This window comes from Mesorhizobium sp. M1334 (assembly GCF_040317995.1).
Classification (GTDB): domain Bacteria; phylum Pseudomonadota; class Alphaproteobacteria; order Rhizobiales; family Rhizobiaceae; genus Mesorhizobium.
Genome location: NZ_JAMYLM010000013.1, coordinates 140860 through 161072, shown reverse-complemented (window position 1 = coordinate 161072; position 20213 = coordinate 140860). Strand labels below are relative to the sequence as shown.

Sequence of the window (20213 nt, the reverse complement as noted above, 5' to 3'; positions counted from 1 at the left end):
ACGATCAGGTCGCCAAGCCGGTGCGTGGCGTTGGGCGCGCGTGGATCAGGCACCGCGCCAAAGTAGCTCTCAAGGCAGGAAATGGCAGTCGCTCCTTCGCTCACTGCCTCTCCAAAGAATCCTTTCTCAGCCTAAACTCAACCCCAAAATCGCCATATGCGATTCCCCTGCCCTCGAGGGGGAGATCAGGCGCCCAGCCTCTCAGGCAGCTTGACGCCGTCCCGGCCGCCGCCATAGCGTGACCCCTTCAGCAAGGAGATGCACCCATGGCAGTGGTCGAAGGCGAAAAAATCGATATCGGCTTTTCCGGGCGCCGCTGCATCCATTCGCGCAATTGCGTGCTTGGCGATCCGCATGTCTTCGAGCCCAACGCCCCCGGCCAGTGGATCCATCCGGATGCGGCCAGCGTCGAGAAGATCGTGGCGCTCGCCGAAGCCTGCCCGTCCGGCGCCATCACCTATATCCGCAAGGATGGCGGGCCGCAGGAGCAGCCGCCGGTGGTCAACACCGTGCGCATCAGGGAGAACGGCCCGCTGGCGGTGCACGCCGAGATCGTGCTTGGCGGCGAGACGTTCTTCCGCGCCACGCTGTGCCGCTGCGGCGCCTCGGAAAACAAGCCGTTCTGCGACGGCAGCCACGCCAAGGCAGGCTTCACCGCCACGGGCGAGCCGCCGCTGAAGGACACGCCGGCGCTGGAGGCGCGCAATGGCCCGCTGACCGTCACACCGACGACCAACGGCCCGCTCAAGCTGGAGGGCAATGTCGAAATCGTCACCGGCACCGGCCACACGGTAGACCGCACCCAGCGCGCCTTCCTCTGCCGTTGCGGCCATTCGGCCAACAAGCCGTTCTGCGATGGCAGCCACAAGCGCGTGGGGTTTGTGGGGTAGGCGGCAAAGCTGCCAATCTCCCCCCTCGTGGGGGAGATGTCCGGCAGGACAGAGGGGGTCGTCTCGCGTGGAGCGCCGGCATCCTCTGTCCACTATTGGGGGTCGCGTCAGGACGTACCGACCCCCTCTGTCGCCTTCGGCGACATCTCCCCCTCAAGGAGATTAGGCGTCGCGGCCCAGCGCTCGCCGCCAATCTCGGCCTTCGACAACTGCGCCCGGTTGATGTTAGATCTTTGCTACCGGTGCGTGCATATGCCGGAATGGCGGTCGTCGGGCTTGGGGGATTTCAAAGTGCGCAAATATGTCTTGCTGTTTCTCAGCCTCTGTATCGATTACGCCTGGGTGAACACGGCCGTCGTCCTGGCCGACCAGCTCGGCATTGCCGAGACCGTTCTTGGCCAGCCGGCGTCATGGGCGGCCCGGCAGGTCCTTTCGCTGATCCTGCTCAGCCTTGTAAGGGTGGCAAACGTCTCGCTGGGCGAATGGCTGCTGTCCTATGCGCAGACGGAGCAGCCTGCCGGCCAGCGCCAATGGGCCAATCTGTTGCTCGGCACGATGGGTGTGCTGTCCGGGATCTGGGCCCTGCTGCGCCTCACCGGACCAGACGACGGCGCGCCGTTCCTGTTCATGGTGGAGGACACGCCGCTGAAGACAGCGGCCGTTGCGCTCTACAGCACCCTTTACAGTTGGTGTGGCGTGATGCTGCTGCGCTTCGAGCTCAGGGCGAAGCTCTGCAATGCCCTGCTGTTCGCCTCGGTCCTGCCATTGACCGCAATAAACCTGATCTTCTCCCGCGACGCGCTGGTTGCCTCGATGGTGGCGCGCGCCGCCATCGAGGGTCGCACGTTCCCGGTGGAAAAGGCGGAGGTCTATGCCGGCGTCTCGATCTACTACGCCATCCTGCTTGTCGCGGTGATGCTGACGATCTTGTATTTCTGCCGCGAACGGCCCACCGCTTCTGTCGGCAGGCCGCTCGAAGGCTCGCCGGGCAACCGGGCGTAGCCCTATTTGGCCAACAAGCCTTTCTTGTGGGGTAGGCGGCCAAGCTGCCAATCTCCCCCACGAGGGGGGAGATCGAACTCCCATCTTGGCCGAGCCATCACGGCTTTATCGATCCGCCGGTATCCGCTAAGGGGCGGAGACGAATTCTCCGGACGCAAATATGACCGCCAGGCCCAAACCCCCACCCCTCTTCCTCGGCATCGACACCGGCGGCACCTATACCGACGCCGTGCTGTGGTCGGAAGCCGGCGGCCCCGGCGGAAAAGTTTTGGCCAAGGCCAAGGCGCTGACGACGCGCCACGATCTGGCCGTCGGCATATCGGGCGCGGTCGATGCGGTGCTGCAAAAAGCCGGCACCGATCCTGCAGCCATAAAACTGGTGTCGATGTCGACGACGCTCGCCACCAATGCGCTGGTTGAGGGCCAGGGCGGGCGCGTAGCACTTGTGATGATCGGCTTTGCCGAAGGCGACCTTGCCCGCGACGGGCTGAAGGCCGCACTTGGCACCGATCCCGTGGTGTTCTGCCCCGGCGGCCACGATGTGCACGGCAATGCGGCAAAGCTCGATCTGTCCGGGCTCGAGGCAGCTTTGCCGGAACTGGAAAAGTCGGTGTCCGGCTTTGCCGTCTGCGCCTATTTCGCCACCCGCAATCCGGCGCACGAGCTAAGCGCGCGGAACCTGATCCGCGACAGGACCGGCCTGCCGGTCACCGCCAGCCACGAGCTGTCGGCCAAGCTCGGCGGCCCGCGCCGGGCGCTGACGACATTGCTCAACGCCAGGCTGATCTCGATGATCGACCGGCTGGTCGCGGCGACCGAAGGCTTTTTGACCGCGCGCAACATCGCCGCTCCGCTGATGGTGGTGCGCGGCGACGGCGCTTTGGTCTCGGCCGCCTTTGCCCGCCAGCGGCCGATCGAGACGATCCTGTCCGGCCCGGCCGCCAGCCTCGTCGGCGCCCGCCACATGACCGGCCTCGACGATGCCGTGGTCTCCGACATCGGCGGCACCACCACCGACGTCGCCGTGCTCGACAAGGGCCGGCCGCGGCTCGATCCGGAAGGCGCCACCGTCGGCGGCTTCCGCACCATGGTCGAAGCCGTCGCCATGCGCACCTTTGGGCTGGGCGGCGATTCCGAAGTGGCGCTGGAGGACGGCGTGCTCAACCCGAAAATCCTGCTCGGGCCGCGCCGCCTGGTGCCGCTGGCGCTGGCCGGCATGATACATGGCGAGGCGGTTACATCAGAGCTGGAACGCCAGCTGCGGGCTCCCAATCCTGGCCGCATGGACGGACGCCTGGCGGTTCGGACCGGGGTGCCGGAGCGGCTCGCAGCCGGACTGACCGGTGCCGAAGCCAAGCTTTACGAACTGATCGGTGCCGTGCCGCAGGCTCTCGACAGATTGCTGACCTCGAATGCCCAGAACGCCACCTTGAACCGGCTGGTGTCGCGTGGGCTGGTGCATGTTGCCGGCTTCACGCCATCGGACGCCGCGCATGTGCTGGGCAGGCAGGCCAATTGGGATGCGGCCGCGGCGCGTCTCGGTGCCGAGCTGTTCGCGCGCAGGCGTGACGGCCGCGGCCAGTTCATCGCCGCCTCGCCGGAGGCGATCTCGGAACGGGTGCTGACCACGCTGACCCGCCTCTCGGCGGAAGTCATCCTCGAGACCGCCTTTGCCGAGGACGGCCTGGATGGCGCTGCGACCGTCGCCCATGCCCTGGTCCAGCGCGCCGTCGACGCGCATCCCGGCATCGCCCGCCTCAGCGTCGCGCTCGACCGTCCGGTCATCGGCCTCGGCGCCTCGGCGCCGCTGCACTATGCCGGGCTGGCCGAGCTGGTAGGCAATCGATGCGTGGTGCCGGAGGATACCGATGTCGCGAATGCGCTCGGCGCCGTCGTCGGCCAGGTCCGGGTCTCGGCCGAGGCGCGGGTCAGCCAGCCCAAGGAAGGGCTGTTCCGTGTCGCCTCAGGCGAAAGCGTACGCGATTTCAACGACGAGGCGGCGGCAATCGCGGCGGCGGAGAAAGATGTGCGCGCAATTGCCGCCGGGCGGGCGAAGGACGCCGGCACCGACAGCGCCGAGATCGAAATCGCCAGCGAGTTCCGCGTCTCGACCGTCGAGGGCCAGCGCATGTTCATCGAGGCGCATGTCGTGGCGATCGCGTCGGGACGGCCACGGATTGCGGTGTGAGCGCGTAATCTCCCCCCTCGAGGGGGAGATGTCGCCGAAGGCGACAGAGGGGGTCGCCTCGCATGAAGCGCGACTTCCTTCTGCCGCAGGAGGCCGAGCCCGGTCGAACCGCCCCCTCTGGCCGCTTCGCGCCCATCTCCCCCTCGAGGGGGGAGATCGGCAGCGAAAACGCCCTACCTTCACCTAAGCCGAATTGACCCTGTCACCCTGACATGTCAAAGGCCCGGCCTAGCCTTTCGTCTGGAGAAGCCCTGATGACCGATCGCGTCGAGATCGCCGGATTGCGGATTGCCCGCGAGCTTCATGATTTCGTCGTGAACGAGGCGCTGCCGGGCACCGGCATCGAGGCGGAGGCATTCTGGAACGGTTTTTCGGCCATCGTCCATGATCTCTCGCCAAAAAACCGGGCGCTGCTCGAAAAGCGCGACGCCATGCAGGACAAGCTCGACCGCTGGTACCGCGACAATGGCGCGCCCGTCGACATGGAGGCCTACAAGACGTTCCTCCGCGAGATCGGCTATCTCCTGCCCGAGGGGCCGGCGTTCAGCGTGACCACCGAAAATGTCGACCCTGAAATCGCTTCGGTCGCCGGGCCGCAGCTGGTGGTGCCGGTGATGAACGCGCGTTATGCGCTGAACGCCGCCAATGCGCGCTGGGGTTCGCTGTACGATGCGCTCTACGGCACCGATGCCATTCCGGAGACGGACGGCGCCGAGCGAGGCAACAAATTCAATCCGGCGCGCGGTGCCAAGGTCGTCGCCTGGGTGAAAAGCTTCTTCGACGAGGCGGCGCCGCTCACCACTGGCAAATGGGCTGGGGTGAACGGGCTTTCGGTCGCCAACGGCATGTTGCGGCTGGGCGAGGGTGCCGGCGCCACCACGCTTGCCGACCTCAAGCAGTTTGCCGGCTATCGCGGCGATGCCGCCAATCCCGAAGCCGTCCTGCTGGTCAAGAACGGCCTGCACATCGAAATCGTTGTCGACCACAACAACCAGATCGGCCGCACCGATCCGGCCGGCATTGCCGATGTCGTGCTGGAATCGGCGCTGACCACCATCCAGGACTGCGAGGATTCGGTCGCCGCGGTGGATGCGCAGGACAAGGTGCTGGTCTACCGCAACTGGCTCGGCCTGATGAAGGGCGACTTGGCGGAAGAGATCACCAAGGCCGGCAAGAGCTTTGTCCGCAGGCTCAACCCCGACCGCACCTATACCGCGCCGGATGGCGGCACGCTGACCTTGCCCGGCCGCTCGCTGATGCTGGTCAGGAATGTCGGCCACCTCATGACCAATCCGGCGATATCGGACCGCGACGGCAACGAGGTGCCGGAAGGCATCATGGATGCGGCGCTGACGGCGCTGATCGCGCTGCACGACATCGGCCCGAACGGGCGCCGCGCCAATTCTCGCGCGGGCTCGATGTACATCGTAAAACCCAAGATGCACGGGCCGGAGGAAGTCGCCTTCGCCGTCGAGATTTTCGACCGCGTCGAAGCGCTGCTCGGCATCGCCAGGAACACCATCAAGATGGGCATCATGGACGAGGAGCGGCGCACCACCGTCAACCTCAAGGAGGCGATCCGCGCCGCCAGGGACCGCGTCGTCTTCATCAACACCGGCTTCCTCGACCGCACCGGCGACGAGATCCACACCTCAATGGAAGCCGGCCCAATGATCCGCAAGGGCGACATGAAACAGGCCGCCTGGATTGCCGCCTACGAAGCCTGGAACGTCGATACCGGCCTCGAATGCGGGTTGGCCGGCCACGCCCAGATAGGCAAGGGCATGTGGGCGATGCCCGACCTGATGGCGGCAATGCTGGCCGAGAAGATCGCGCACCCCAAGGCCGGCGCCAACACCGCCTGGGTGCCGTCGCCGACGGCGGCAACCCTGCATGCCACGCACTACCACAAGGTCGACGTCCACGCCGTGCAGCAGGCTCTGAAGAGCCGGCCCAAGGCCAGGCTCGACGACATTCTGTCGGTGCCCGTGGCTAGGCTGCCGAACTGGTCTCAGGAAGACATCCAGAAGGAACTCGACAACAACGCGCAAGGCATTCTGGGCTATGTCGTGCGCTGGATCGACCAGGGCGTCGGCTGTTCGAAAGTACCAGATATAACCGACGTCGGCCTGATGGAGGACCGTGCCACGCTGCGCATCTCCTCTCAGCATATCGCCAATTGGCTGCATCACCGCGTCTGCACGCCCGAGCAGGTGATGGAGACGATGAAACGCATGGCGGCGATCGTCGATCGCCAGAACCAAGGCGCTCCGCTCTACCGGCCGATGGCGCCGGAATTCGACAAGTCCATCGCCTTCCTCGCCGCCTGCGATCTCGTCTTCAAAGGCCGCGTCCAGCCCAACGGCTACACCGAGCCAGTGCTGCACGCGCGGAGGTTGGAATTGAAGGCGAAAGGGCAGGAGCGATAGTCGCCAGCGTCCCCTCCCCCTCGAGGGGAGGGTGGCCCGAAGGGCCGGGAGGGGTCCTGGGTGCAGTGCGCTGACGCCCATTCTGACGATGCGCCTCGGGAAGAGCACGGCAACGCTCCGCACGCGGATCGGTTTCGAAATACAGCAAGGCCGAGGGTCCCACCACTGACCCCACCCGGCCGCTTCGCGGCCACCCTCCCCTCAAGGGGGAGGGGAGCGTCCCTCACGCCGCCTGCGCCATCCGCTCCGAACTCATGCGGTAGGAAATCGCTTCGGCCAGATGGATGCGGCCGACCGTCTCGCTGGCCTCGAGATCGGCCAGTGTCCGCGCCACCTTCAGGACGCGGTGGTAGGCTCGTGCGGAAAAGCCGAGCTTTTCGCTGGCATCCCTCAGCAGCGACAGGCCGGCGGCATCGGGCATGGCGATCTCCTCGATGACCGACGGCGAGCAATGCGCGTTGGTGGTGGCGGAGGTCGCGCCGAGCCGTTCGAAACGCTCACGCTGGATCGTACGGGCACGGGCGACGCGTAGTGCCACGGCTGCGCTCTTCTCCGCCCGGTCCGGCCGGATCAGATCGCTGGCCGAGACCGCCGGCACCTCGATCCTGAGATCGATGCGATCGAGCAGCGGGCCGGAAATGCGCGCCTGGTAGTCGGTGCGGCAGCGGTCGCCGCGCAGGCAGCGATAGCCCGGCTCGCCGGCCATGCCGCAGCGGCACGGGTTCATCGCCGCGACCAGCTGGATGCGCGCCGGATAGGTGACGCGATGATTGGCGCGCGCGATCATGCAGTCGCCGGTCTCCAGCGGCTGGCGCAGCGCATCGAGCGCCTGCGGCGAGAATTCGGGAAACTCGTCGAGGAACAGCACGCCGTGATGGGCGAGCGAGGCCTCGCCCGGCCGCACGCGCAACCCGCCACCGACCATCGCCGCCATCGAGGCCGAATGATGTGGCGCGCGGAACGGCCGCCGGTCGGTGAGTTTTCCTTCCCCGAGCTCGCCGGCCACCGAGGCGATCATCGAGACTTCGAGCAATTCCCTGGGTGCCAGCGGCGGCAGGATCGACGGCAGCCGCTGCGCCAGCATCGACTTTCCCGACCCCGGCGGCCCGACCATCAAAAGATTGTGGCCGCCGGCGGCCGCCACCTCCAGCGCCCGCTTGGCGGTCTCCTGGCCCTTGATGTCGGCAAGGTCGGGCAGGTCGCGCGCCGCGGCATGGATGCCGGCTTCCGGCCGTGACAGAACCTGCGTGCCGCGAAAATGATTGGCGATGGCAATCAGGCTGCGCGGCGCCAATATGTCGAAATCCTTGCCGGCCCAGGCCGCTTCCGGCCCGCAGGCGAACGGGCAGATCAGACCCTTGCCTTCGGCATTGGCGCCGATTGCCGCCGGCAGCGCGCCGGCCACCGCGGCAATGGTTCCGTCGAGCGACAATTCGCCAAGCACGACATAGCCGGCGAGCATGTCGCCCGGAATGGCGCCGAGCGCCGCCATCAGCCCGAGCGCGATCGGCAAATCGTAGTGGCTGCCCTCCTTCGGCAGGTCGGCGGGTGCCAGATTGACGGTGACCTTCTTCGACGGCATCGACAGGCCGGATGCATGAAGTGCTGCCTGCACCCGCTCGCGGCTTTCGGCTACAGCCTTGTCGGCCAGCCCGACGATGTGCATGTTGACCTTGCCCGGCGCGATCATCACCTGCACGTCGACCGGCACGGCCTCGATGCCTTGGAAAGCAACCGTGCGAACCCGCGCCACCATGCCTTCACCCCGGATGCGGCTTTTGCCCCAAGCCTTTGCGATCATGCCGCGAACGGCGTCACCGGAGACAACCACAGATTTCCGGCGAAGGCAAGAACATTTGGGGAACGGCTGAACGCAACGGCTGCGATGGTTTGCAACGCGGCCGCTCGCGAAGCGAGGCTAGCTGCGCTTCTCCTCCACCGCATTCCAGAACAGGCTGGCGATGTCGGCGCCGCCGAAGCGCTGCACTTCGCGTATGCCGGTCGGTGAGGTCACGTTGATCTCGGTCATGTAGTCGCCAATGACGTCGATGCCGACAAGGATGAAGCCGCGCTCCTTCAGCGAGGGGCCGATGCGGGCGCAGATCTCGCGTTCGCGTTCCGTCAGCTCGGTTTTTTCGGCGCGGCCGCCGACATGCATGTTGGAGCGCGAATCGTGCTCGGCCGGCACGCGGTTGATGGCGCCGACAGGCTCGCCGTCGATCAGGATGATGCGCTTGTCGCCAGCCCGCACCTCCTTGAGGTAGCGCTGCACGATGTAGGGTTCGCGGAACATCTGGCCGAACATTTCGAGCAGCGAGGCGAGGTTGCGATCGGCCTCATGCAGGTGGAAGATGCCGGCGCCGCCATTGCCGTAGAGCGGCTTGACGATGATGTCGCCGAACTCCTTGCGGAAGGCGGCGACCTCGAGCGGATCCTTGGTGATCAGCGTATCCGGCATCAGGTCGGGAAATTCGGTGACGAAGATCTTTTCCGGGCTGTTGCGCACCCAGGCCGGGTCGTTGACCACCAGCGTCTTCGGATGGATGCGCTCGAGGATATGCGTGGTGGTGATGTAGTTCATGTCGAAGGGCGGATCCTGCCGCAAAAGGATGACGTCCATCTCCGATAGGTCGGTGCGGACTTCTTCGCCTAGCGAATAATGATTGCCCTTCTCGTCGCGGACCTGCATCGCCTCGATATGGGCAAACACCTTGCCATCGCGCAGCGACAGCCGGTTGGGCGTGTAGTGGAACAGCTGGTGCCCGCGCCGCTGCGCTTCCAGCGACAGCGCAAACGACGTGTCGCCGGCAATCGACACGGTGGAGATATGGTCCATCTGGACGGCGACTTTCAGGGGCATGGCAGCTCTCCGGCGCACTTGGGGCGATCCACTTGGATGCACAAAGTACGCTCCAACACTTTGAATCCATGCATCGTGTTTGCCGAAAATCGATTCCGATTTTTCGGGCCGATGCACCGACGAGAGCGATATAAGGAAATCGGCGGCCTCTGCCAATCGGCCAAGGTCATGATGAGGCTGCGCTTCGCTTGGCGCAGACCCCAATGCGATGTGCCTTCAGCGGTCGAAGACCAGCTTGGAATAGCCGAGGAAGGACAGCGCCATGGCAACCAGTGAGGCGACCGCAAGGGCGGCGAGCGGCGGCACCATCGGCAGCGCGAACAGCATGGCGCAATAGACGAGATAATTGACGAGGCTGGTGGCAATGCCGACGCCGCCATAGCGTGCGCTCTCTTGCGCGACGCCGCGGCTGGAAGGCGAGAAGGTCAAATGGCGGTTGATCAGCCAGGTGATGGACAGGGCAAAACCGATCGAGATGATGCGAGCCGCGAAGGGTCCGAGCGGCGCTATCGCCAACACCAGCCAAAGCGCCGCCGCGTCGGCGACGAAGCCGATGCCGCCGGCGACAATGAAGCGGGCGAGGCGTCCCATTTAGGGCTCTAAGCCGCCCGCGGGGTCTTGCGCGGTCCGGTCTTCAGAGTCGCGAGCGCACTTGCGCGTTCGCGTTCGATGCGGCCGGAAGGCATCGACAGATAGAAGATGCGCTTCTGCTCGGCCCGGCCGCGCGACACCGAATCGAGGATTACCCCGGTCACCGCCGCCAGCATCGACAGCAGCAGCAGCCCGACCGACAGCACCCACGTCGGCATGCGCGGCACCAGCCCGGTTTCGGCGAACTCGATCAGCACCGGCGCCATCAGAAACAGGCTTGATGCCAGGAAGAACACCGAAAAAGCGCCGAAGAAACGCAGCGGCTGCGTCTCCTTCATCAGCATGGCGAACATCCACAGGATCTTCGCGCCGTCGCGAAAGGTCGATAGCTTCGACGAGGAGCCTTCCGGCCGTCGGCCATAGTCGAGCCCGATCTCGCTGACCGGCAGTTTGAGTTGCGAGGCGTGCACCGACATTTCGGTCTCGATCTCGAAGCCGCTGGAAACCGCGGGAAAGCTCTTGACGAAGCGCCGAGTGAAGGCGCGGTAGCCGGAGAAGATATCGGTGAAGTCGGAACCGAACAGCCGCTTGTAGAGGCTGTTGAAGATGCGGTTGCCGAAGGCATGACCGGTCCTGCCGCCATCGTCGGTGACGCCGCGCCTGGTGCCCACCACCATGTCGGAGCGCTCGGTCAGCAGCGTGTTGATCAGTTGCGGCGCGTCCTCCGGCGTATAGGTGCCGTCGCCGTCGGCCATCAGGTAGATGTCGGCCTCGATGTCGGCGAACATGCGGCGCACGACATTGCCTTTGCCCTGGCGCGGCTCGCGCACCACGATGGCGCCGGCGGCGCGGGCTCGGAGCGCCGTCAGGTCGCGCGAATTGTTGTCGTAGACATAGATCGCGGCGGCAGGCAGCGTTTCGCGAAAGCGCCGCACCACTTCGCCGATCGTCAGCTCCTCATTGTAGCAGGGCAGCAGCACGGCGATGCTCGGCTCATGGCGCACGTCTTGTGGCATTTTCGTCTCCGGATGCCCCGTGAGGCCCCTGACCGCGCAAACGCCGGCCTCGCTCGGGCGGCTTTACTATTTATTGAAGCTGTTAAGGCTAGGTTTAAGCCGCCCCGTATTCCTCCAAAGGTCCTGATATGAGCACAGCCGACGATGGCGCCTCCATTTGGAGGTCCGATATCGCGCTGGCGCTGCTTGCCACGGTGCTGGCACTTGCCGTCAATGCCTTTGCCGGCTTCCCGGCACTGACCAATGCCGGCGGCGACAACGACAATCTGCTGCGCCTCGTCGAAGTTCGCGACATGCTCGCCGGCCAAAGCTGGTTCGATCTCCACCAGTACAGGATGGGCCTGGAAGGCGGCTTCGTCATGCATTGGTCGCGGCTGGTCGATGCGCCGATCGCCACCATCATCATCGCCGTATCGGCCCTGACCGGCAGCGCGGCGCTTGCCGAGAATGTCGCGCAAGTGCTGTGGCCGGCGCTGCTCTTCTGCCTGACCGTATTTTTCACCGCCCGCGCCGCACGCAGCTTTGCCGGTGACGGCGCTGTGCTGCCGGCTGTCGTCGTCGGCGCCGCCGCACTGCATTTCCTCGGCATTTTTTCGCCTGGCGCGCTCGATCACCACAATATCCAGCTGATGCTGAGCATGGCCAGCGTGAGCTTGTTGCTTGAAGCGCCGTTGCGCAGGGCGGCGGCATTGCTCTCCGGCCTGTGCGCCGGATTGATGCTGGCCGTCGGCATGGAAACCGCGCCCTACGTTGCCACCATCGGCGCCTATGTCGCCATGCTGTTTGCCCTCGACGTCAATGGCGAGAGATCGATCGCCAGGGATTTCGGCCTCGGCTTTGCCGGCGTCTCCGCTCTCGTCTTTGTCGTCACCATTCCGTGGTCCGCCTGGGGTCAGGCGCAATGCGACGCCTTCTCGGCCGTGCAGTTCGTCGTCACAGCGATTGCCGGAACCGGCCTTGCAACCATAGCGTCGATCGAGCCGGCCGGCCGCACGCGCCAACGGCGCATCGCCTCACTTGGCCTGCTCGCCATGCTATTGGGCGCTGTCGTCGTCTTGTTGTTCCCACAATGCCTGGCAGCGCCCTATGCCAATCTCGATCCGCGCCTCAAGGAGCTGTGGCTTGATCATATCGACGAGGCGCAGTCGCTGTTAAAGCTGCTCGCTGAAGATCCGGCCGGGGTGGTGGCGCGCTATGCCACGCCGCTCATTGCTCTCGTGCTGACGGCGCTTCGCCTTGGCCGCGGTGGCTGGCGGCGGCAGGACAGCCTTGTCGGCGCGCTGCTGGTCGTGGCCTTCATCGTCAGCGCCTGGCAGGTACGCGGTTCGACATTCTCGATCGCCTTCGCCGTCATTCCGCTTGCCGCCTGGATTGCCAAATGGCGTCAACGGGCCGAGGCCAGCGCGTCGCGCGGTGTGGCGCTGCGCATGGCTACCGTCTGGCTGGTTTCGGTGAATGCGGTCTGGACTGGGGCTGCCGCGGCGACCTCGGTAGCCTTCGAAGACAGCAACACCACGGCGGATAATGGCGACGGCACCGATGTCGCTTGCCAGCGCAAGGCCTCCTTTGCGGCACTCGGCCGCCTGCCCGGCACCACCGTGCTGGCAATTTCCAATCTCGGATCGCCTATCCTGGCCTATTCCGGACATCGCGTCTTCGCCGGGCCTTATCATCGCAATGTCGCCGGCAACCTGCTGGCGCTCGATGCCTTCCTTGGGTCCGATGCCGATGCCAGGACGGTCGTCGCGGATCATAACGTCGGCCTCGTCGCGCTGTGCCCCGGCAGCGCCGAAAGCAAGCTCCTCGCAGCCAAGGCGCCGGCAGGCTTTCTTGCCGGGCTGATGCGCGGCAGCGTGCCGGAATGGCTTGCGCCGGTTGCCGGGACCAGCGGAGCCGCCGTCGAATTGTACCGCGTCCGGGTGGGCGGCTGATCGATCGGCGGCGCGTGCGGCCTTTTGTCGGACATAAGTCGCGCCAATCCACTCTTTCGCCCTTGCCCGCCCGACACGGCTGGATAGGATGCGCGCCGGCCGACCGAGATCATTGGACCGGGAGAGAATTTCATGATGCCATCGGCACGCTTTGCCGACCTCGAAGGCGCTTCGGTGCTGATCACCGGCGGCGGCTCCGGCATTGGTGCTGCCTTGACCGAAGGTTTTGTCCGCCAGGGGGCAAAGGTCGCCTTTATCGATATCGCCGACCGTCCGAGCCTGGCGCTGGCCGATCGGTTGGACAAGGAGCTCGGCCGGCGGCCGTTCTATCTCAAGACCGACATACGCGACATCGAGGCATTGCGGGTATCGATCGCCAAAGCCGCCGAGGCGCATGGCGACGTGACCGTGCTGGTCAACAATGCCGCTCAGGATGACCGTCATGCCGTCGAAGACGTCACGGTCGAGTTCTGGGACAACAACCATGCCATCAACCTGCGCCCGCATTTCTTCAGCGCGCAGGCGGTGGCGCCGGGCATGAAGCGGGCCGGCGGCGGCTCGATAATCAATTTCACCTCGACCTCGTTTCTCATCAACCATCCCGATATGCCGGCCTATACCGCCGCCAAGGCCGGGATCGTCGGCCTTACCAAGGGTCTCGCCGGCAAGCTCGGTGCCGACGGCATTCGCGTCAACGCGATCGCGCCCGGCTGGGTAATCACCGAGCGGCAGAGAAAGCTCTGGGTCACCGAACAGGCGCTCGCCGCTCACGTCGCCAAGCAGTGCATCAAGCGTGTGATGCAGCCGGAAGACATTGTCGGCACCGTGCTGTTCCTGGCGTCGGATGCTTCACGCATGCTGACCGCGCAGATGCTGATCGTCGACGGGGGGTTCCTGTGATCTCACCGAGCAAGGCAGCTTCCGTCGCAGCCGTCGACTGGGGCACCACCCGCATGAGGGTATGGCTGCTCGACGGCACCGGCGACGTTCTCGCCGAGCGGCGCGGCGATGACGGACTGATCACCGCTCAGGCTAAAGGGTTTTCGTCCATTCTCGAAGGGCATCTGGCCGCCATGGGCGCACCCGAAAACCTGCCGGTCATCATTTGCGGCATGGCCGGCTCGCGCCAGGGCTGGCTGGAGGCGCCCTATGTCAGCGTTCCCACGCCGATCGGCGCTATCCTGGCCGAAGCTGCCCGCATCCCCGGCCAGCGCCGCGACATCCGCATCGTGCCCGGCCTTGCCCAACGCTTCGCCGATGCGCCTGACGTCATGCGCGGTGAGGAAACGCAGCTTGCCGGAGCCGGTTTGCCGGCAAAGGGACGTCACCTCGTCTGCATGCCCGGCACCCATTCGAAATGGGTGCTGGTCGAGGACGGCTCTGTTGCCGGGTTCGGCACCTGGCCGACCGGCGAGCTGTTTTCGGTGCTCGCCGCGCACTCGATCCTGCGCCATTCGCTGGGCGAGCCGCCGAAGCCGGTTGTCGCCGAAAGTCCGTTTTTCCGGGACTGGTGCCTGAAGGCGTTGGCCGAAGGTGGTGACGTCGTTTCAAGATTGTTCTCGATCCGCGCCGCCAGCCTGCTGCAGGACCTGAGGCCCGAAGATGCCGCCGCCTGCCTGTCCGGCCTGCTGATCGGTAGCGAGATCGCTTCGGCAAATCGCCGTTATGAAGCAAGCGCTGTGCCCGTCGTGCTGATCGCGTCGGGCGCACTTGGCACGCTCTATGCCGAGGCGCTCGGCCTTGCCGGGCTCGCTTTCAGGGCGGTCGACGCCGACGAGGCGGTGCGCGCCGGCCTTGCCGAAGCCGCGCGCGAAAATGGCATGATCGCCAAAAATGGAGTTGCCGCATGACCGAGACCGCACCTTTTCCAAAGCTCGAGCGGGGTCTGGTCGCGATCCTGCGCGGCCTTAAGCCAGGCGAGGCGGTGGCGATCGGCCAGGCGATCTTCGGCGCAGGCATCGAAGCGATCGAGGTGCCGCTCAACTCGCCCGAGCCCTTTGCCTCTATCGCCAGCATTGTCGAAGCGCTTCCTCCGACAGCGCTGGTCGGCGCCGGCACGGTGCTCACCGCCGCCGATGTCGACGGCTTGCACAAAGCCGCCGGGCGGCTGCTGGTCAGCCCCAATATCGATGCCGAGGTCATGGGCCGTGCCAAGCAGTACGGCATGGTGACAATGCCCGGCGTGTTCACGCCGACCGAGGCATTCCAGGCAATCCGGCTCGGCGCCTCGGCCCTGAAATTCTTCCCGGCAAGCGTGCTTGGCGCGGCAGGCATTTCGGCCATGCGCGCGGTGCTGCCGGCCAGTGTGCTGGTCGGCGCCGTCGGCGGCGTTTCGGACAAGGATTTTGCCGGCTACAAGGCAGCCGGCATCAGCGTCTTCGGTCTTGGCTCCAGCCTGTTCAAACCGGGAATGAGCGTCGACGAAGTGGCAGCACGGGCGAAAGCCGCAGTTCAGGCTTGGGACGCGGCGTTTGGAGTGGCATGATGAGCGAGACCATCGTTTCGGTTTTTTCCGACCACGTCTGCCAACTCGGCGAGGGACCAAGCTATGACCCCGCCACCGAGACGCTCTACTGGTTCGACATTGTCAACGGCCAGCTCCTGGAAAAGCGTCTGTCCGGCGGTGCGGTCAAGATCCACGAGCTCCACCAGATGGCCAGTGCGATTGCCGTCATCGACGACCGGCGTCAGCTGATCGCCACCGAGACCGGCCTGCATGTCCGCGACGTCGCGACCGGCAAGCTGACGCTGCACACGCCGATCGAGGCCGATAATACGGTCACCCGCTCGAACGATTCGCGCGTTCATCCTTGCGGCGCCCTCTGGGTCGGCACAATGGGCAAGGGCGAGGAGAAGGGCGCCGGTTCGATCTACTGGTTCTTCAAGGGCGAGCTGCGCCGGCTCTATGCGGATATCACGGTGCCCAATTCTATCTGCTTTTCCGAGGATGGGACCATTGCCTATTACACCGATACCAGCACCGGCCTGTTGATGCGCGTCGGCTGCGATCCGGCGACCGGCCTGCCGGTTGGCGGACCGAAGGTCTTCGTCGACCACCGTTCGGCCAAGGGCTATATCGATGGTTCGGTGCTCGACCGCGACGGCATATTGTGGAACGCCTGCTGGGGCGGCAGCGTCGTCGAAGCCTATGGGCCCGACGGCAAGCTTATCCGTTCGGTGGCGATGCCGGTCACGCAACCGTCCTGTCCGGCTTTTGTCGGCGGAAATGCCGACCGGATCGCGGTCACCTCCGCCTGGTCGGGCAAGAGCGAGAAGCAGCGCCTGCTCGACCCGCAAGCCGGCATGACGTTTATGCTCGACATTCCGGTCAATGGTCGCTTCGAGCCGCGCGTGTTGATTGCCTGAGGGCAGTTGCTGTCGTGCGGGCACCCGGCTGACGTCGGTTGCGCGCAAGCCGAATACGTTCGCCGTGCGATGGTAGGCAATCGTGCTGCCAGGAGCCGTTTCACCCATGTCAAGCCGCAAGCCGAAGCTGATCCTTGTCTACGAGCCGGAACAGGCCTGCTTCGATCGGCTGGTCGCCGATAACCACGTGCCGGAGCGTGCCGCCGAAATCGCCTCCTACCTGGCGCAATCGACCGACATCGCTGCTGAATTCGACGCACTTGCCGCCGCTTGCCAAACGCGCGGCTTGTCGTTTGCGCCGGTGGCGCTCGACGACGCCGCAAGCGTTCTCGCCGGCGAAGTTCCGAAGACCTCGCTTGTCTGGACGCTGACCGACGGCATTGCCTACTTCCGTGGCGGCGCGGCACCGGCTCTGGCACGGCTGAATGGCCTGAAGGCGATCGGCGCCGACGATGCGTTGTTCGCGCTCTGCCAAGACAAGTTCCGGTCCGGCGCCGTGCTCGGCGCGCTTGGCCTGCCGGTGCCGCAGGCGGGCCTTGCCCGTGACGGCGCGTGGCTGGTCGCGCCGCCGGCCTCGCCGGCCGGCTGGTTCGTCAAGCCGAACCGGCTCGGCGCCAAGATCGGCATCTGGCCGGATTCGCGCTGTCACGATCTCGGCCATGCGCTGAAGCTTAGCCGGCGCGTATTCGCCGCCTATCGCGACGATGTCGTCGTCCAGCCCTATGTCCCCGGACGCAATGTGCGGGCCAGCTTTCTCGGCCTGAAGCCGGATACCGGCATTGAGGCGCTCGGCGTCGCCTTTGTCGATTCGGGCGGCGATTTCCAAACCATGCAGGACAGCTTGGCGCTTTACGGCAATACCGGCGAAGCGGCCAAAGCCACGGGAAATTACGCCGAGCCGTTGCTGCTTCCCGTTGACGCCAGCCAGCCTCGAGCCGATGCAAGAATCCGTCGCATCGCCGAAAGCCTGATGGTCGGGCTTGGCCTGCGGGACGTCTTTTCCATCGACTTCCGGGTCGAAGCCGACGACAGCGTGCATGTCATCGAGTTCGAGGTCTGCCCGGGCCTGCCTTGCTTCGATTTTCGCGATTACTGTCGCAAGCAATGGGGCCTGAGCCTCGCCGATGCGATGGCGGAGGCAGCGGCGAACCGGCTTCGCGCCTAAATCCCCTCGACCAGGACGATTTCGCCATCTGCCACCTTCTGGCGGATCGCGACGGCGCGCTGGTATTCGGGCGAGTGGTAGCAGTCATGCGCCACCGCAAGCGACGGAAATTCGATGATCACGTTGCGGTCGCGGCCCGGTCCCTCTGCCTTCTCATGCGCGCCGCCGCGCGCCAGGAACTTGGCGCCGAAGCGGTCGAAGGCCAGCTTGGCGGCTGCGACATAGTCTTTGTAGCCTTCCGCATCGCGCACATCGACGCGAGCGATCCAGTATCCCTTGGGCATGGTATTTCTCCGGGTTAATTCCTGGCATCAGGCCGAGCGCATTTCATCGAGAATGGCTTCCGCCGCCGCCCGCCTGTCGGTGGCGCCGACGATCGGCCGGCCAACGACGAGATGGCTGGAGCCGTTGCGGATCGCCTGCGCCGGCGTCACCACGCGTTTCTGGTCGCCATGGTCGCTGCCCTTCGGTCGGATTCCCGGCGTCACTACCGCCAGATCGGGGCCGACGATGCGGCGTACCGCCTCCGCTTCCTCGGCCGAACAGACGATGCCGCCCATGCCGGCATGCAGCGCCTGCTCGGAGCGCCTCAGCACCAGCGTATGCGGGTCATACTCATAGCCGGCGTCGATCACGTCTTGCTCGTCCATCGAGGTCAGCACGGTAACCCCGAGCAGGCAAAGGTCGCTGCCCCTGGCAGCCTCGACCGCCGCCTTCATCGTCTTCGGATAGGCGTGGATGGTCAGCATGCTCATGCCCATCCTGACGATGTTGTCGACCCCCTTGGCAACGGTGTTATCGATGTCGAGCAGCTTCATGTCGAGAAAGATCCTGGTGCCGCCGCTGGCCAGCTCGCGGGCGAAGTCGAGCCCGCCGGCAAAGGCGAGCTGGTAGCCGATCTTGTAGAAGGAGACGATCCCGTCGAGCTCGCGCACCGCCTTCTCGGCTTCCCTCAGCGTCGGCAGGTCGAGGCCGACGATCAGCCTTTCCTGAATTGTGTCGGCACGCGCGGCGTCCGGGATCATGCCTCGATCCGCGTTGACAGCATGCGCGAGGTTTCGATCAGCGTTCGGCATAGGTGCTCCATCGATTGGCGTAGTCTTTCGTCCCGGAAGTTGCCTACGTCGTCGAAGGCGCTACCGCCCTCCGGCACCGAACACTCCGGTGTCACCACCTCCATCCGGCAGCGCACCAGCACGGCCCGCAGATGGTTGATGCAACGTATCCCTGCAAAGGGTCCGCTGGAAGACGAGCAGAGGCCGGCGACCTTGCCGGCAAGCGGCCTGAACGTCCGGCCCCCATCCTTGCGCAGTTGGCTCACCCAGTCGATGGTGTTCTTGAGCAGCGGCGGAATGGAGCCGTTATATTCGGGCGTCGCGATCAGCAGGCCGTCATGGGCGGCGATCATCCGGCCGAGCCTGACGGCGTTTTCGGGAATGCCTTCGTCCTTTTCCAGATCCTGGTCGAGGATCGGCAACGGATAGTCGGCGAGCGAGATGCGGGTCACCTCCGCGCCCTGCATGGCAAGTTCCTTCTGCGCCACGTCGGCAGTCCTGCCGCTATAGGCGCCGCTGCGCACCGAACCGGCGACGACGAGAATTTTCGGGATGATCGGCATCGCAATCCCTTGCTGTGGCGGCAGCTATAGGCGATGCGTGGGATGAATCAATAGCCGAGATTGCGGCACGCATTTAGCGCTGGCCGCTTTGGCGACCGGCGCCAGCGGATAGGGCGGACCTCGTGGGATTGAAATGGGTAGGCTATGGTCTTGTCGCTCTCGCGGTGGCTGCTGCCGCCGGCTACGCCGCTTTCGTCCTCAGCCCGTGGCCTTCGGTCCTTCTGATCCGTTACGCTTTTCACAAGGATGCAGTGGCAAAGAACCGCGCGCTTGAAAAGCACGTGCCCGCCAATGTCGGCGAACTGCGCGACGAGCGCTATGGCGAGGACCCCGACGAGACCCTTGACGTCTTCTTTCCCGTGGACGCTCAGGCAAAGGCGTTGCCTACGGTGGTCTGGGTGCATGGCGGCGGCTTCGTTGCCGGAAACAAGGCCGACATCTCGGCATACATGAAAATACTGGCCGGTCGGGGCTACGTCACTGTCTCGGTCGGCTATTCCGTCGCCCCCGGCGCCCGCTATCCGACGCCAGTCCTCCAGGCCAACAAGGCGCTTGCCTTTCTTTCCGGCAATGCCGGCCGCTACCGCATCGATCGCAACAGACTTTTTCTCGCCGGCGACTCCGCCGGCTCGCAGATCGTCGCTCAACTGGCTTCCACGATCAGCAATCCCGCCTATGCCGCCATGATGGACGTCGATCCGGGCATAGAGCGCGCGCAACTGAAAGGCGTTGCACTGTTCTGCGGCATTTACGATCCCGCGATGATCTCGCCCGAAGGGCCTTTCGCCGGCTTCAACAGGACCGTCATGTGGTCGTATCTCGGCGTGAAGCGGCTGGACGACGACCCGCGCATTGCCGAATTTTCAGTCGACAGGCACCTGACGCCGCAATTTCCGCCGGCATTCGTCTCGGTCGGCAATGCCGATCCGCTGGCGCCGCAGTCGCGTCAGATCGCGCGCGCGATCACGGCGCAAAGCGTCGCGGTCGACACGCTGTTCTTTCCAGACGACAACAGTCCGGCCCTGCCGCATGAATATCAGTTCGATCTCGACGGCAAGGCGGGAGAGCAGGCGTTCGAAAGGCTGACGGCATTCCTGGACCGATTGGCCAACCAGCCGCAATGACCGGCTTGCCGGCATCCAGACGTTTGGCGTGCG

General features: G+C 65.2%; 18 protein-coding genes. 11 read left to right on the top strand and 7 right to left on the bottom strand.

What is annotated here, in order from left to right:
• Window positions 1-266 precede the first annotated feature (266 nt).
• The 4 genes from NKH17_RS21730 to NKH17_RS21715 all read left to right on the top strand — a co-directional run bounded on the left by NKH17_RS21730 (window position 267) and on the right by NKH17_RS21715 (window position 6509).
• Window positions 267-890 (top strand): CDGSH iron-sulfur domain-containing protein, encoded by a 624-nt coding sequence (locus tag NKH17_RS21730; RefSeq protein ID WP_352898274.1) that lies wholly within the window; start codon window positions 267-269, stop codon window positions 888-890.
• Between the two features lie 291 nt (window positions 891-1181).
• Window positions 1182-1892 (top strand): hypothetical protein, encoded by a 711-nt coding sequence (locus tag NKH17_RS21725; protein ID WP_352898276.1) that lies wholly within the window; start codon window positions 1182-1184, stop codon window positions 1890-1892.
• A gap of 160 nt (window positions 1893-2052) precedes the next feature.
• On the top strand, window positions 2053-4080 hold the full coding sequence (locus tag NKH17_RS21720; protein ID WP_352898278.1) for a hydantoinase/oxoprolinase N-terminal domain-containing protein: 2028 nt from the start codon (window positions 2053-2055) through the stop codon (window positions 4078-4080).
• A gap of 254 nt (window positions 4081-4334) precedes the next feature.
• On the top strand, window positions 4335-6509 hold the full coding sequence (locus NKH17_RS21715; protein WP_352898280.1) for a malate synthase G: 2175 nt from the start codon (window positions 4335-4337) through the stop codon (window positions 6507-6509).
• 223 nt (window positions 6510-6732) lie between these two features.
• Here NKH17_RS21715 and NKH17_RS21710 read toward each other — a convergent pair whose 3' ends face one another.
• The 4 genes from NKH17_RS21710 to NKH17_RS21695 all read right to left on the bottom strand — a co-directional run bounded on the left by NKH17_RS21710 (window position 6733) and on the right by NKH17_RS21695 (window position 10976).
• Complete coding sequence (locus NKH17_RS21710; RefSeq protein WP_352686193.1) at window positions 6733-8265, bottom strand: YifB family Mg chelatase-like AAA ATPase; 1533 nt, start codon at window positions 8263-8265, stop codon at window positions 6733-6735.
• A 162-nt stretch (window positions 8266-8427) separates the two neighbouring features.
• Entirely contained in the window at window positions 8428-9369 is a 942-nt protein-coding gene (gene gshB, locus NKH17_RS21705; RefSeq protein WP_352898282.1) for a glutathione synthase, read from the bottom strand.
• Between the two features lie 216 nt (window positions 9370-9585).
• The gene (locus tag NKH17_RS21700; protein ID WP_352898284.1) at window positions 9586-9960 is read right to left on the bottom strand and encodes a GtrA family protein; all 375 of its coding nucleotides are present in this window, start codon (window positions 9958-9960) and stop codon (window positions 9586-9588) included.
• Between the two features lie 8 nt (window positions 9961-9968).
• Window positions 9969-10976: a glycosyltransferase gene (locus NKH17_RS21695; protein WP_352476889.1), complete on the bottom strand. Its 1008-nt coding sequence runs from the start codon at window positions 10974-10976 to the stop codon at window positions 9969-9971.
• Window positions 10977-11104: 128 nt separating this feature from the next.
• Here NKH17_RS21695 and NKH17_RS21690 point away from each other — a divergent pair, with 128 nt between their 5' ends.
• The 6 genes from NKH17_RS21690 to NKH17_RS21665 all read left to right on the top strand — a co-directional run bounded on the left by NKH17_RS21690 (window position 11105) and on the right by NKH17_RS21665 (window position 17438).
• The gene (locus NKH17_RS21690; RefSeq protein ID WP_352898288.1) at window positions 11105-12907 is read left to right on the top strand and encodes a GtrA family protein; all 1803 of its coding nucleotides are present in this window, start codon (window positions 11105-11107) and stop codon (window positions 12905-12907) included.
• 132 nt (window positions 12908-13039) lie between these two features.
• Window positions 13040-13807 carry an SDR family NAD(P)-dependent oxidoreductase gene (locus NKH17_RS21685; protein WP_254815718.1) on the top strand — a complete coding sequence of 256 codons (768 nt, stop codon included), beginning with the start codon at window positions 13040-13042 and terminating at the stop codon, window positions 13805-13807.
• Window positions 13807-14757: a 2-dehydro-3-deoxygalactonokinase gene (locus NKH17_RS21680; protein WP_352898450.1), complete on the top strand. Its 951-nt coding sequence runs from the start codon at window positions 13807-13809 to the stop codon at window positions 14755-14757. The genes NKH17_RS21685 and NKH17_RS21680 overlap by 1 nt, the downstream gene beginning before the upstream one ends.
• On the top strand, window positions 14754-15392 hold the full coding sequence (locus NKH17_RS21675; protein ID WP_352972224.1) for a 2-dehydro-3-deoxy-6-phosphogalactonate aldolase: 639 nt from the start codon (window positions 14754-14756) through the stop codon (window positions 15390-15392). Before NKH17_RS21680 ends, NKH17_RS21675 begins: the two co-directional genes overlap by 4 nt.
• The gene (locus tag NKH17_RS21670; RefSeq protein ID WP_352898291.1) at window positions 15392-16273 is read left to right on the top strand and encodes an SMP-30/gluconolactonase/LRE family protein; all 882 of its coding nucleotides are present in this window, start codon (window positions 15392-15394) and stop codon (window positions 16271-16273) included. Before NKH17_RS21675 ends, NKH17_RS21670 begins: the two co-directional genes overlap by 1 nt.
• Before the next feature lie 106 nt (window positions 16274-16379).
• Complete coding sequence (locus tag NKH17_RS21665; protein WP_352898294.1) at window positions 16380-17438, top strand: D-alanine--D-alanine ligase family protein; 1059 nt, start codon at window positions 16380-16382, stop codon at window positions 17436-17438.
• Here the strand turns inward: NKH17_RS21665 and NKH17_RS21660 are convergent.
• Genes NKH17_RS21660 through NKH17_RS21650 form a run of 3 tightly spaced genes read right to left on the bottom strand, consistent with a single transcriptional unit; the run spans window position 17435 to window position 19056 of the window.
• On the bottom strand, window positions 17435-17722 hold the full coding sequence (locus tag NKH17_RS21660) for a DUF1330 domain-containing protein (RefSeq protein ID WP_254815722.1): 288 nt from the start codon (window positions 17720-17722) through the stop codon (window positions 17435-17437). The genes NKH17_RS21665 and NKH17_RS21660 overlap by 4 nt on opposite strands.
• 27 nt (window positions 17723-17749) lie before the next feature.
• Window positions 17750-18463 (bottom strand): orotidine-5'-phosphate decarboxylase, encoded by a 714-nt coding sequence (pyrF, locus tag NKH17_RS21655; protein ID WP_254815723.1) that lies wholly within the window; start codon window positions 18461-18463, stop codon window positions 17750-17752.
• Window positions 18460-19056, bottom strand: coding sequence for an NADPH-dependent FMN reductase (locus NKH17_RS21650; RefSeq protein WP_352898298.1), 597 nt, complete (start codon window positions 19054-19056; stop codon window positions 18460-18462). The genes pyrF and NKH17_RS21650 overlap by 4 nt, the downstream gene beginning before the upstream one ends.
• Before the next feature lie 128 nt (window positions 19057-19184).
• Between NKH17_RS21650 and NKH17_RS21645 the strand changes: the two genes are divergently transcribed.
• Entirely contained in the window at window positions 19185-20180 is a 996-nt protein-coding gene (locus tag NKH17_RS21645) for an alpha/beta hydrolase (protein ID WP_352898301.1), read from the top strand.
• Window positions 20181-20213 lie beyond the last annotated feature (33 nt).

Excerpts from the sequence above, each read along its gene's own strand:
- gshB (WP_352898282.1), bottom strand. The coding sequence starts at position 9,369 with ATGCCCCTGAAAGTCGCCGTCCAGATGGACCATATCTCCACCGTGTCG.
- NKH17_RS21730 (WP_352898274.1), top strand. The coding sequence starts at position 267 with ATGGCAGTGGTCGAAGGCGAAAAAATCGATATCGGCTTTTCCGGGCGC.
- NKH17_RS21690 (WP_352898288.1), top strand. The coding sequence starts at position 11,105 with ATGAGCACAGCCGACGATGGCGCCTCCATTTGGAGGTCCGATATCGCG.
- NKH17_RS21710 (WP_352686193.1), bottom strand. The coding sequence starts at position 8,265 with ATGGTGGCGCGGGTTCGCACGGTTGCTTTCCAAGGCATCGAGGCCGTG.
- NKH17_RS21665 (WP_352898294.1), top strand. The coding sequence starts at position 16,380 with ATGTCAAGCCGCAAGCCGAAGCTGATCCTTGTCTACGAGCCGGAACAG.
- NKH17_RS21675 (WP_352972224.1), top strand. The coding sequence starts at position 14,754 with ATGACCGAGACCGCACCTTTTCCAAAGCTCGAGCGGGGTCTGGTCGCG.
- NKH17_RS21650 (WP_352898298.1), bottom strand. The coding sequence starts at position 19,056 with ATGCCGATCATCCCGAAAATTCTCGTCGTCGCCGGTTCGGTGCGCAGC.
- NKH17_RS21700 (WP_352898284.1), bottom strand. The coding sequence starts at position 9,960 with ATGGGACGCCTCGCCCGCTTCATTGTCGCCGGCGGCATCGGCTTCGTC.
- NKH17_RS21715 (WP_352898280.1), top strand. The coding sequence starts at position 4,335 with ATGACCGATCGCGTCGAGATCGCCGGATTGCGGATTGCCCGCGAGCTT.
- NKH17_RS21685 (WP_254815718.1), top strand. The coding sequence starts at position 13,040 with ATGATGCCATCGGCACGCTTTGCCGACCTCGAAGGCGCTTCGGTGCTG.
- pyrF (WP_254815723.1), bottom strand. The coding sequence starts at position 18,463 with ATGATCCCGGACGCCGCGCGTGCCGACACAATTCAGGAAAGGCTGATC.
- NKH17_RS21670 (WP_352898291.1), top strand. The coding sequence starts at position 15,392 with ATGAGCGAGACCATCGTTTCGGTTTTTTCCGACCACGTCTGCCAACTC.
- NKH17_RS21660 (WP_254815722.1), bottom strand. The coding sequence starts at position 17,722 with ATGCCCAAGGGATACTGGATCGCTCGCGTCGATGTGCGCGATGCGGAA.
- NKH17_RS21695 (WP_352476889.1), bottom strand. The coding sequence starts at position 10,976 with ATGCCACAAGACGTGCGCCATGAGCCGAGCATCGCCGTGCTGCTGCCC.
- NKH17_RS21720 (WP_352898278.1), top strand. The coding sequence starts at position 2,053 with ATGACCGCCAGGCCCAAACCCCCACCCCTCTTCCTCGGCATCGACACC.